The organism is uncultured Williamsia sp., assembly GCF_947494875.1.
GTDB lineage: Bacteria > Actinomycetota > Actinomycetes > Mycobacteriales > Mycobacteriaceae > Williamsia_A.
The window spans coordinates 133,659-145,424 of sequence record NZ_CANLWM010000002.1 but is presented as its reverse complement, the minus strand read 5'-3'; the positions used below and the strand labels follow the sequence as shown (position 1 = coordinate 145,424).

Below are 11,766 nucleotides of genomic sequence, written 5' to 3'. Positions count from 1 at the left end.
GATGCGTGTGCTGGCAGCGATGAGCGGTGGTGTCGACTCCGCCGTGGCCGCGGCACGCGCGGTCGACGCCGGCCATGACGTCACCGGTGTGCATCTGGCCCTGTCGACCGCGCCCGGTGCGCTGCGCACCGGCAGTCGCGGATGCTGTTCCCGGGAGGACGCCGACGACGCCCGCCGCGCCGCCGACGTGCTGGGGATCCCTTTCTACGTCTGGGATTTCGCCGAGCGGTTCCGGGACGACGTCATCGACGAGTTCGTCGACGCGTACGCCCGCGGCCTCACCCCGAACCCGTGCCTGACCTGCAACGAGAAGATCAAGTTCTCGGCGCTGGCCCACCGGGCGCGCGCGCTCGGGTTCGACGCACTCGCGACCGGCCACTACGCCCGTCTGCACGACGGGGTGCTGCGCCGCGCCGTCGACGCGGACAAGGACCAGTCGTACGTCCTTGCCGTCCTCACCGCGGATCAGTTGGCGCACGCCATGTTCCCCGTCGGCGACACCCCGAAGCCGGAGATCCGGGCCGAGGCCGCGCAGCGCGGACTCACCGTCGCCGACAAGCCGGACTCCCACGACATCTGCTTCATCCCCAGCGGGGACACGCGCGCGTTCCTCGGCGCGCGGATCGGCGTCCGTCCGGGCCTCGTCGTCGACAGGACCACCGGCGACACCCTCGCCGAGCACGACGGCATCCACGGTTTCACCATCGGGCAGCGCAAGGGACTCGGCATCGAGGCACCCGCCGCCGACGGAGCGCCCCGCTACGTCACCGCCATCGACCCCGAGACCGCGACGGTCACCGTGGGGACCTCGGCCGACCTCGCGGTCACCGAGATCCGTGCCGAGCGCGCCGTCTGGACGTCGGGCTCCGTGCCCGGCGGCGACGTCGACTGCGTCGTGCAGGTCCGCGCGCACGGCGGTCTCGCGCCGGCGACGGCGCGCGCCGTGGACGACGGCGCCGGGATCGTGGTCGACCTGCACGAGCCGCTCACCGGGGTGGCCCGAGGGCAGGCGGCGGTGCTCTACGCCCCGGACGCCGAGGCCGGCGACCGCGTCATCGGGTGCGGTCGGATCAGCGCGGCACCGCCGCGTGGCCGGATCAGCGCAGCGTGACGACCCCCGCCTCGTCGGGCCCACCCACCGGCGTGGCCACGGGCATCGGCTCGATGCCCGGCACCGATCCACGGTCGGCCGCCGACGTCGTCGCCGGCGAGGTCGCACTGATGCATCTGCCCGAGCTGCCCGCTCGTGGGCTCGCGTCGGACATGCTCGGACGCTGTGCCGCGCTGCTCGTCGACATGCCGATGGACGTCGGCATCCACGGCTTCCGTTTCGCCGGGGCCGGTTCGGGCCTGCGGCGCAGCGCACGAGACCTCTTGCGCGCCGACCTCGACGCGCTCCAAGAGATCTGGGAGACGCGAGGTCTCGGCGGCTCGGAGGCCTGGGTGAAGACGCAGGTCACCGGACCGTTCACCCTGGCCGCCGGTGTCGAGACGGCGACGGGGCACAAGGCCGTCGCCGACCGTGGGGCCTGGACCGACGTCGTCGGATCGTTGACCGAGGGCATCGCCGACCACGTCCGGGAGCTGGCGAAGCGTCTCGGTGCCCGGGTGCTCGTGCAGATCGACGAGCCGGCGTTGCAGTCCGTCGTCGCGGGAACCGTGACCCCGCTGTCCCGCTTCGACACCGTCCGCGCCATCCCACCCGCCGTGGTCGCCGAGCACCTGTCGGCGCTCTGCGAGGGCGTCGGTGCACCGGTGGTCCTGCACGACTGCGGTGAGGCGTTCCCGTGGGACGTCGCCGCTCAGACGCCTCTGTGGGGCCTCTCGCTCGACCTGGGCCGGCTCGGCTCCGGCCGCTCGCGCACCGAGGACCTCGACGGACTCGGCGAGGCCGTGGACGCAGGTCGGGTCGTCCTCGCCGGTGCGGTGCCCGCCGCCGGGCCGGGACCGGTGCAGCAGGCGGAGGACGTCACCGACCGTCTCGTCGCCCTCGCCGACACCATCGGGCTCGACCACTCCGTGTTGTCGGAGCAGATGCTCGTCACCCCGAGCTGCGGGTTGGCGGGCGTGTCGTCGGAGCGGGCCGCGGCCGTGCTCGCCGTCTGCACCGCGGTGGCCGACGAGCTGCACCACCGCTGAACGACGCGGTCAGGCGCTGATGGTCACGCGCGTGCCGAGCGTCGCCCAGTCGTAGAGCCGCGCCATCATCGGTTCCGGGACGTGCACGCATCCACGCGAACCCGACGACCGATACCTCGGGTCGCCGTAGGGGAAGTCCTGCCACGGCGAGTCGTGGAATCCGTAGTCGCCGAAGAACTGCAGCCAGTAGTGCACGAACACGCGGTAGTCGGGTCCGACCAGGAACCGATCGGTCTCCCGGTCGATGATCGTCCAGGAGCCGACCGGGGTGCGGTCGATCGGCGTGTCGATACCGGTGGTGACGGGTGAGGCGACCACGGTCGACGAGCCGGAGCACAGCCACATCCGCTGTCTGCCGATGCTCACCGCGACGGTGCGCGGTCCCGACGTCGTGCGGCAGGCCTGTGCGTCGGCGATCTGCTGCGCCGACTGTGTCGGTGTCGCGCTGGGGGCCGACGACGTCACCGCCGCGGACACGGTCTCGGTGCGGCCGTCGTCGTGACGTCCTGCGCCCCCGATGAGGACGACGGTGAGGACGACGGACAGCGGCACGACGAGCGCGGCCCACCAGTAGTCCCGCACCGCTCCCCGCATGGCGACCAGGATTCCACACCGTGCGCCGGGGACCGAGTCGTCAGAAATCGAGATCCCGGACCAACCGGGCAGGTGCGACGAGCCGGAAACTGGCGTCGACGAGTTCGCGGACCTCCGCCCAGTCGGGCGTGGCGGCATCGAGGTCGAGTCCGAGCCACCCGGCGGGACCGAGGTAGGCGGGAAGGAAGAACCGGGGGTCGTCGGCGAGAGCGCGTGCCTCCGCGGGGTCGGGCTTCACCAGGACGGAGTGCTCGCGGCGGTCGCCGCCCTTCACCGAGCCGCCGTAGTGGGCGAAGACCTTCCCGCAGCGGAACGTCGGCCGACCGTGCGCGATCACCTCGGTGGCCTCGGGGAACGCCAGCGCGATCTCGCGGACCCGCGCGAGCAGCGGGTCGGCGTCGTCGAACATGATCGGGTGCGGCATCGCAGGCGATGGTAGGGCCGGAGATGTCGGATCGCGCGACTATCGTCGTCGACGTGGAGGACGGTGATCTGCGCGCTCAGTGGACGGCGCTGGCCGACGAGGTGCGCGAGCACCAGTTCCGGTACTACGTCAAGGATTCGCCGACCATCACCGACGGTGAGTTCGACGAGCTGTTGAAGCGCCTGCAGCGTCTCGAGGACGAGCACCCCGAACTCGCCGTCGCCGACTCGCCGACCAAACTGGTCGGCGGTGGCTTCGCGACCGAGTTCGCCGCGGTGGACCACCTCGAGCGGATGTTGTCGTTGGACAACGTGTTCGACGCCGACGAGATGCGCACCTGGGTGTCGCGGGTCGAGGCCGACGCCGGGGCCGGGCTCGACTACCTGTGCGAGCTGAAGATCGACGGCGTCGCGCTCGCTCTGGTGTACCGCGACGGGCACCTCGTGCGCGGCACCACCCGCGGCGACGGTCGCACCGGTGAGGACGTCACCCTCAACGCGAAGACCATCGACGACATCCCCGCCACCCTCACGACGTCGGACGAGTACCCGATCCCCGAGGTGCTCGAGGTCCGGGGCGAGGTGTTCTTCCGCCTCGAGGACTTCGAGGCGCTCAACGCGTCCCTCGTCGACGACGGCAAGGCGCCGTTCGCCAACCCCCGCAACTCGGCCGCCGGGTCGCTGCGGCAGAAGAACCCGCAGGTGACGGCTCGGCGCCGTCTGCGGATGATCTGCCACGGCATCGGCAAGCTCGAGGGCTGGGCGCCGGAGTCCCTGCACGACGCCTACCTGGCGCTGGCGGCCTGGGGTCTGCCCGTCTCGACGCACACCACGAAGCTGTCGACCGTCGACGAGATCCTGGAGAAGATCAGTTACTGGGGCGAGCACCGCCATGACGTCGAGCACGAGATCGACGGCATCGTCGTCAAGGTCGACCGCACGTCGCTGCAACGCCGGCTGGGGTCGACGTCACGTGCGCCGCGGTGGGCGATCGCCTACAAGTACCCGCCCGAGGAGGCGACCACCACGCTCCTCGACATCAAGGTCAACGTCGGGCGGACCGGTCGGGTGACGCCGTTCGCCAGCATGGCCCCCGTGCTGGTCGCCGGCTCGACGGTCTCGATGGCGACGCTGCACAACGCGTCGGAGGTCAAACGCAAGGGCGTCCTCATCGGCGACACCGTCACCATCCGCAAGGCCGGTGACGTCATCCCCGAGGTGCTCGGCCCCATCGTCGACCTCCGCGACGGCAGCGAGACCGAGTTCGTCATGCCCACGCACTGCCCCGAGTGCGGCACCGAGCTGCGACCGGAGAAGGAGGGCGACGCCGACATCCGCTGCCCGAACAGCAGGTCCTGCCCGGCGCAACTGCGGGAGCGGATCTTCCACATCGCGGGGCGGGGCTCGTTCGACATCGAGGCGCTGGGGTACGAGGCGGCGACGGCCCTGCTGACGTCGGGCGTTCTGGAGAACGAGGCCGATCTGTTCTCGCTCACCGCCGACGACCTCACGCGGGTGCCGCTGTTCACCACCAAGGCGGGGGCGCTGTCGGCGAACGGCAAGCGGCTGCTCGCCAACCTGGAGAACGCCAAGTCGGCGCCGCTGTGGCGTGTGCTGGTCGGCCTGTCGATCCGGCACGTCGGTCCGTCCGCGGCGCGCGCGCTGGCCACCGAGTTCGGATCGCTCGAGGCGATCGAGGACGCCGACGTCGAGGCGCTCGCCCAGGCCGAGGGGATGGGCGCCATCCTCGCACAGAGCGTCGTCGACTGGTTCACCATCGACTGGCACCGCGAGATCGTCGAGAAATGGCGCGCGGCCGGGGTGAAGATGGTCGACGAGCGCGACGAGTCCGTCCCGCGGACCCTGACCGGCCTCACCATCGTCGTCACCGGGTCGCTGCAGGACTACAGCCGCGACGGGGCCAAGGAGGCGATCCTCGTCCGCGGCGGTAAGGCGTCGGGGTCCGTCTCCAAGAAGACCGACTACGTCGTCGTCGGCGAATCACCCGGCACCAAGGCGGAGAAGGCCGAGCAACTCGGTGTCCCGATCCTCGACGAGGACGGATTCACCCGGCTCCTCGCCGACGGACCACCGCCGGCACCCGAGACCGATGACGACGCCGATCCCGAGGGTCCCGCCGACTGATGGTCAGCGGGCGCCCGGAGCACAGACCTGCGCGCCTCAGCTGGTGGCGAGGACCGTGGTGACGATCCGGGTGAGATAGCCCACGCGCGCCAGCTCGGACGGGCGGAAGTCCGGACCACCGGAGCGGCCGAGCAGCAACGCCTTGGACGCCGAACCGATCGGCGCGGCCGCCATCCGGGTGTCGATGTCGCGCCACGGCTGCGGCACCCAGGAGGCGTCCGGGTCGAGCTGTACCGGCTCGGTGACGGGCAACCAGTCGCCGTCGCCGAGGGGTGTCTCGGGCGCACTCGAGCTGCCGAACAACTGCACCACGCCACCGGCGGCCGGACCGACGACCATCGCCCACGACACCCGCAGCACCCGCGGCGCCAGGTCGACCAGCAGCTGCATGCGCGCCCCGCCGGTGGCGCGGGCGATCTCGTCGACGAGTTCGAGCTCGCGATGGGTCTCCAGGACGCCGGTGTAGGGCCGGATGGAATCCACACGCACGCCGTCGATGTTCTCTGCCGCGGTGATCAGGGTGTCCGGCAGCGACCCGCGCGCGACCTCGACGACGATGTCGTCGACCGCGTAGCCCTCGCCGCGCTCGACCACGTCGAGCGAGAGGATGTCGGCCCCGACCGAACCCAACGAGACCGCCAGCAGGCCGAGGCTCCCGGGACGGTCCTGCAGGTACACCCGCAACAGATAGGACACGCCGGACAGTCTCGCACTGGTGGGCACGCGTCGCCGTCCGCCCGTGCGGCGCACGTCCGCCGGCCGGGTGCGACGGCCGGCCCACTAGGGTTGTCGGGTACTCCACTCCACCTGAGAAGGGACCCTGGCGTGTCTGCGATATCCCGGGACGAGGTCGCCCACCTGGCGCGGCTGTCGCGGCTGGCGTTGACCGACGACGAGCTCGACCAGTTCGCCGGTCAGATCGACTCGATCCTCACCCACGTCGCCCAGATCTCCGAGGTCGACGTCAGCGACACCGACGGCACCGCGCACCCCGCGGGTCTCGCCAACGTGCTGCGTCCCGACGAGCCGGTACCCGGTCTCACCCCTGACGAGGCGCTCTCCGGCGCCCCCGCGGTGGAGCAGGAGCGGTTCGCCGTCCCGCAGATCCTGGGTGAGGAGCAGTGACCGCGATCCGCCCGGCCGGTGACATCACCGGTCTCGACGCTGCGACGCTCGCCCAGCGCGTCCACTCCCGCGACCTCTCCTCGGTCGAGGTGACGCAGGCCCACCTCGACCAGATCGCGGAGATCGACGGTGACCTCGGGGCGTTCCTCCACGTCGGCGCCGACGCCGCACTCGCCGCGGCGCGGGCCGTCGACGACGCGATCGCCGACGGCAGCGCGCCGGTGTCGCCGCTGGCGGGTGTGCCGATCGCGGTGAAGGACGTCTTCACCACCACCGATGCCCCGACGACCTGCGGGTCGAAGATCCTCGAGGGCTGGGTGCCGCCGTACGACGCGACGGTAGCCCGCCGTCTGCGCGAGGCCGGGATCCCGATCCTCGGCAAGACCAACATGGACGAGTTCGCCATGGGCAGCTCGACCGAGAACTCGGCCTACCAGCTGACGCGGAACCCCTGGGACACCGACCGCATCCCGGGTGGCTCCGGCGGCGGCAGCGCCGCGGCGCTCGCGTCGTACCAGGCGCCGCTGGCGATCGGCACCGACACCGGCGGTTCGGTCCGACAGCCCGCCGCGGTCACCGCGACCGTCGGGGTGAAGCCCACCTACGGCACCGTCTCGCGGTACGGCCTCGTCGCCTGTGCGTCGTCGCTCGACCAGGGCGGTCCGTGCGCCCGCACCGTGCTCGACACCGCTCTGCTGCACCAGGTGATCGCCGGACACGACCCGCGCGACTCCACCTCGATCGACGCGCCCGTGCCCGACGTCGTCGGCGCGGCCCGTGCCGGGGCCGAGGGCGATCTGTCGGGGGTGAAGGTCGGCATCGTCCGCGAGCTGTCGGGGGAGGGGTATCAGCCGGGCGTGCTGTCGTCGTTCACCGCCGCGGTGGACCAGCTCTCCGCGCGGGGCGCCGAGATCGTCGAGGTCTCGTGCCCGCACTTCGGCTACGCGCTGGGCGCGTACTACCTGATCCTCCCCTCCGAGGTCAGCTCGAACCTCGCCCGGTTCGACGCGATGCGCTATGGCCTGCGCGTCGGCGACGACGGCTCGCACTCCGCCGAGGAGGTCATGGCCCTCACACGCGCTGCGGGTTTCGGGCCGGAGGTCAAGCGTCGCATCATGATCGGGACCTACGCGTTGTCGTCGGGTTACTACGAGAAGTACTACGGCCAGGCGTTGCGGGTCCGCACGCTGATCGCCCGTGACTTCGAGAAGGCCTTCGCCGACGTCGACGTACTCGTCTCGCCGACCACCCCGACCACGGCGTTCCGGCTGGGGGAGAAGGTCGACGACCCGCTCGCGATGTACCTCTTCGACCTGTGCACCCTGCCGGTCAACCTCGCCGGCAACTGCGCGATGAGTGTGCCGTCGGGACTGTCGGCCGACGACGGTCTGCCGGTGGGTCTGCAGATCATGGCGCCGGCGCAGGCCGACGACCGTCTCTACCGAGTGGGTGCCGCCTACGAGGCCGCGCGCGGCGCGATCTGATCCGACCGCCTGCACAGCGGGACGTGACCCTGTTCGGTGCCGTACTGGTGGCCGTGCCCGGCCGGGAACGACAGGGCGCCGAGCAGGTCCACACTCGTCTGCACGAAACTCGCGACGGGGAACCACGGTGCCCGGGGGATGTCGGTGTGCTCGGTCCGGTGCGGCGGTGCCCACAGCAGCGACGGTGACCACCGCGCGACGGGATCGCTGCCGTTCACGATGACGACGCGTCGATCCGCCTGCTGCGCAACCGTTCCCGCCGGTGCCCCCACCACCACGGTGGTACAGACCGGGATGTGATGCGTCAGCGCCCATCGGCGAGCGGCGTCGGCCCCGACCGCACCGAGGCTCTGCCCGTAGAGGTACAGCGCCGGTCTGCGCGCCGCGGGTGCGGTGGCGAGGGCGTCGCCGACCTCGGCGGTGAGGGCGATCGCCGGGCCGGTGCCACTCACGAATGCCCGCCAGCTGGGTCGGTGGTCGTACGCCAGCGACACCACGACCACATCACCCCCGAACCGCTCCCGGAACCCGATGACGGCGTCGGGGTCCACCCACCCCGACCCGGTCGGCACCGCGACCACGACTGCGTGCCGCGACATCCCGCCGGCCGCACGCCACCGTGCGACGACGTCCTGCGCACCGCGGTGGATGGCGACGGGTCCCGCGCTCCGTGCGTCCACCGTGCCGGTCACGACGGTCGGCTGACCCGCCGCCGCGGATGCCGCGACGCCGGTCGACGCGGGTGCCACGCCTGCAGACGCGACAGACGCCATGACGACCGCGGCGACGACGAGTCGCCGGGCAGGTCGCTGCGTCCGCGCCGAGCGCGCACACAGCACGAGGATCGGCGTGAGGGACCACGGCACCCAGCCCGGTCCGAGTGGCGCCATCCCGGGAATCGCGGTGCGCAACGCCCACTGCCACATGGTGTTCGCGGCCACGAGCACGCAGTAGACGACGAGCGCGACGACGGTCAGCGCGACAGTGGGGCCGGTGTCGGTCCTGCGCGGTCCACGCACAGCACAGCCGACGACCGTGCCCGCGGCTGCACCGGTGATCACCGAGGCACCCAGCAGCACCACCTGGACGGACTGATCGCGCGGAAGGCAGTTCGGGGCCAGAGCGATCGCCGCGCCGGCCAGCGCACCGACCGTCCCGGCGGGTCGCAGTGGCGGTCTCACGGTGCCACCGCGACGACGAGCCGGTCCACCACCGACGTCGCGATGGTCTGCGTGCTCTCGACCACCGGCACGCCGTCGCGCTGCCGCCAGGTGTTCACCGCCAGCGCCACCCGCGCGGTCTCGGCGGCAGCACGGCACAGGGGGTCTCGACAGCTGTCGTCCATCGCAGCGACCAGACTCGCGTCGAGGCGCAGTCGTGCCCACGGCCCCAACGGGTGTCCGGCCCGCGCGGCGGCCCGCAGCAGGTCGTAGCCGAGGTCGTGGATGCGGCACAGTGGTTCGAAGCGGCCGGGCATCGGCACCGGGGACGAGCACCCACCGTGCGGGTTCGCCGGGTGGCCGTCGACGATCGACGGACGGTACCCGAGGACGTGCTCCGGGTCGCCCAGCGCATGGAGCGCGGTCATCGGACGCGGGCCGGTGAGCGCCACCACCGCGGCGCCGGCCGGGGTGGCGAGGTCGGCCGGATCGGGTGTCGCCGGTCGCTGGTCTCCGAGGAGGACGACGAACACCGCCGCCATCCCGAGAAGTGTTGCGACCAGTACTGTTCGACGTTCGGTGAGCGGTGGGTGCGATGCCATGAGGCGACGCTAGGAACGGCGGGCGCCGCCGCACATCGCCCGCGAGGGCCGACCGCGGACCCCCGCAGGGGCGACATCGGACGCCGAGGCCCTCCGACCGACGGGGGAGAGGTCTGCTACCTGGGTATGACGACAGCGGTCGCTGCGGGAACTACCGTCGCACTGTGATCGTGAGCCGGGGACGTCTGCGACAGGTGCGAACGCACCTCCGTGCCGTCCCCCTGATGTCGGACCCCGCGGTGGTCGCCTTCCTCGGCCGCCGGATCAACCTGCTGTTCCTGCTCGCAGGACTGGTCCTGTTCTCCGTCGCCTGGCCGACACTTCCGCTCACGCACTCGCTGCTCGTCGTCCTGATGCCGGTCGCGGCGGGACTCGCCGCGTTCCCGGTGGCCCTCGCGTGGGCGAGACCCGATCTCGGGCTGGCCATCTCACTGGCGTCCGCCGTCGTGCTGGGCGTCGCCGTCCCGCGCGTCGGTGGGTGGGAGTGGCGGATCACCGTGGTGCACATCATCGCGATCGTCGTGTTGGCGGGGATGACGTCGCTGCGGGGTTCGCTGCGGTCGCTGCCGCTTTCCTGGCTCGGCGTGTGTGTGGTGTTCGCGATCACGGCGCCCCCCGGGGCGCGCGCCGGGTGGATCGCCGGGATGACCGTGCTGTTCGTCGTGTGCGGTCTCCTGCGTGTCGTGGTCCGGTCTCGGAGAGATCTCGCCCAGGAGAGCGCGATGAAGGACGTGGCCGACGCGCGGACCGCGGTCCTCGCCGATCGCGCGCGGATCGCCCGTGACCTGCATGACGTGGTCGCACACCGGATGTCGGTGGTGGTGGTCGCGGCGCAGACAGCCCGCTACCGCGTCGAGGGGATCGGGCCCGAGGCCGACGCCGAACTGCAGTCGATCGCCGATATGGCACGCGAGGCACTGGACGAGGTACGGCAGCTCCTGGGTGTGCTGCGGGTCGACGGCGAGACCGTGCCGCAGGCCCCGGCACCCGGCATCGGCGACATCCGTGCGCTCGTCGACGCGACCCGCACGGCCGGTGTCGTCGTCGAGCACCACTGCGACATCGACGCGACCGCCGTGTCCGAGGGCGTCGCGGTCGCGGCCTATCGCATCGTGCAGGAAGGCCTCGCCAACGCGGTACGCCATGCTCCCGGTGCCCCGATCACGGTGTCCCTGACCGGCGGCCCCGACGGTCTCGTGGTCCGGGTCGAGAACCCGAGAACGCCTCCGCACGACGATGCCGCATCCACCTCCGGTGGGCACGGGATCCCTGGCATGGCCGAACGTGCTCGAGCGGTGGGTGGTTCGTCGTCGATCGGGCCGCGTGAGGCGCCGCGCGACGGCGAACCGGCGCAGTTCGTCGTCGAGGCGTCGCTGCCCCTGCGGGGCGGGCGGGTCCCGGCGCTGGCCGTCGGCCATGGCCCGACGGGCAAGGGGCCGCGGTGACGACCGTCTTCATCGCCGACGACCAGGCGATGGTGCGCCAGGGATTCGGTGCGCTTCTCGCCGCGCAGACCGACATCTCGGTGATCGGGGACGCCCCGGACGGCGTGACAGCCGTCGCGGAGGTCCGGCGCCTCCGGCCCGACGTCGTCCTGATGGACGTGCGGATGCCCCGGATGGACGGGCTCGCGGCGACGCGCGCGCTCCTCGGTTCCGGTTCCGGCCATCAGCCGAAAGTGTTGATGCTGACCACGTTCGACATCGACGACTACGTGTACGAGGCGCTGCGGGCCGGGGCGTCGGGCTTCATGCTGAAGGACGCGCCGGCCGACGAGCTCGTCCGCGCGGTCCGGGTGGTCGCGGCCGGCGAAGCCCTGCTGGCGCCGTCGGTCACCCGACGTCTCATCGCCGAGGTCACCGGGCGTCGACCGGCGTCTGCGGCCGCCGACGCCTCACTGACGACGCTGACCGCCCGCGAGCGCGAGGTGCTCGACCACATCGCCGCGGGAGAGTCGAACGCGGAGATCGCCGCGGCACTGTTCGTCGCCGAGCAGACCGTGAAGACGCACGTCGGGAAGGTACTGGCGAAACTGGGTCTGCGTGACCGCGCGCAGGCCGTCGTGTTCGCCTACGAGAACGGGGTGCGCTGACG

Annotated in this window: 12 protein-coding genes; 7 read left to right on the top strand and 5 right to left on the bottom strand. The window is 71.9% G+C overall.

Annotation, left to right across the window (positions count from 1 at the left end):
• Position 1 precedes the first annotated feature (1 nt).
• Positions 2-1,111: a tRNA 2-thiouridine(34) synthase MnmA gene (gene mnmA, locus Q1A98_RS06025; protein ID WP_299570894.1), complete on the top strand. Its 1,110-nt coding sequence runs from the start codon at positions 2-4 to the stop codon at positions 1,109-1,111.
• On the top strand, positions 1,108-2,139 hold the full coding sequence (locus Q1A98_RS06020; RefSeq protein WP_299570892.1) for a vitamin-B12 independent methionine synthase: 1,032 nt from the start codon (positions 1,108-1,110) through the stop codon (positions 2,137-2,139). The genes mnmA and Q1A98_RS06020 overlap by 4 nt, the downstream gene beginning before the upstream one ends.
• A gap of 9 nt (positions 2,140-2,148) precedes the next feature.
• Here Q1A98_RS06020 and Q1A98_RS06015 read toward each other — a convergent pair whose 3' ends face one another.
• A complete protein-coding gene (locus Q1A98_RS06015; protein WP_299570889.1) occupies positions 2,149-2,733 on the bottom strand; it encodes a L,D-transpeptidase in 585 nt (194 codons plus the stop codon).
• A gap of 40 nt (positions 2,734-2,773) precedes the next feature.
• A complete protein-coding gene (locus Q1A98_RS06010; RefSeq protein ID WP_299570886.1) occupies positions 2,774-3,157 on the bottom strand; it encodes an MmcQ/YjbR family DNA-binding protein in 384 nt (127 codons plus the stop codon).
• A gap of 23 nt (positions 3,158-3,180) precedes the next feature.
• Here Q1A98_RS06010 and ligA point away from each other — a divergent pair, with 23 nt between their 5' ends.
• On the top strand, positions 3,181-5,301 hold the full coding sequence (ligA, locus tag Q1A98_RS06005) for an NAD-dependent DNA ligase LigA (protein ID WP_299570883.1): 2,121 nt from the start codon (positions 3,181-3,183) through the stop codon (positions 5,299-5,301).
• Positions 5,302-5,337: 36 nt separating this feature from the next.
• Here ligA and Q1A98_RS06000 read toward each other — a convergent pair whose 3' ends face one another.
• The gene (locus tag Q1A98_RS06000) at positions 5,338-6,006 is read right to left on the bottom strand and encodes an amino acid-binding protein (RefSeq protein ID WP_299571826.1); all 669 of its coding nucleotides are present in this window, start codon (positions 6,004-6,006) and stop codon (positions 5,338-5,340) included.
• A gap of 102 nt (positions 6,007-6,108) precedes the next feature.
• Between Q1A98_RS06000 and gatC the strand changes: the two genes are divergently transcribed.
• Positions 6,109-6,426, top strand: coding sequence for an Asp-tRNA(Asn)/Glu-tRNA(Gln) amidotransferase subunit GatC (gene gatC, locus Q1A98_RS05995; protein WP_299571824.1), 318 nt, complete (start codon positions 6,109-6,111; stop codon positions 6,424-6,426).
• The gene (gene gatA, locus Q1A98_RS05990; RefSeq protein WP_299570880.1) at positions 6,423-7,910 is read left to right on the top strand and encodes an Asp-tRNA(Asn)/Glu-tRNA(Gln) amidotransferase subunit GatA; all 1,488 of its coding nucleotides are present in this window, start codon (positions 6,423-6,425) and stop codon (positions 7,908-7,910) included. Before gatC ends, gatA begins: the two co-directional genes overlap by 4 nt.
• On the opposite strand, the gene Q1A98_RS05985 is transcribed toward gatA, so the two are convergent.
• On the bottom strand, positions 7,883-9,091 hold the full coding sequence (locus Q1A98_RS05985) for an alpha/beta-hydrolase family protein (RefSeq protein WP_299570877.1): 1,209 nt from the start codon (positions 9,089-9,091) through the stop codon (positions 7,883-7,885). The genes gatA and Q1A98_RS05985 overlap by 28 nt on opposite strands.
• A complete protein-coding gene (locus tag Q1A98_RS05980; RefSeq protein WP_299570874.1) occupies positions 9,088-9,672 on the bottom strand; it encodes a hypothetical protein in 585 nt (194 codons plus the stop codon). Before Q1A98_RS05980 ends, Q1A98_RS05985 begins: the two co-directional genes overlap by 4 nt.
• A 224-nt stretch (positions 9,673-9,896) precedes the next feature.
• Here Q1A98_RS05980 and Q1A98_RS05975 point away from each other — a divergent pair, with 224 nt between their 5' ends.
• Positions 9,897-11,117, top strand: coding sequence for a sensor histidine kinase (locus Q1A98_RS05975; protein WP_299570871.1), 1,221 nt, complete (start codon positions 9,897-9,899; stop codon positions 11,115-11,117).
• Positions 11,114-11,764: a response regulator transcription factor gene (locus tag Q1A98_RS05970; protein ID WP_299570868.1), complete on the top strand. Its 651-nt coding sequence runs from the start codon at positions 11,114-11,116 to the stop codon at positions 11,762-11,764. The genes Q1A98_RS05975 and Q1A98_RS05970 overlap by 4 nt, the downstream gene beginning before the upstream one ends.
• Positions 11,765-11,766 lie beyond the last annotated feature (2 nt).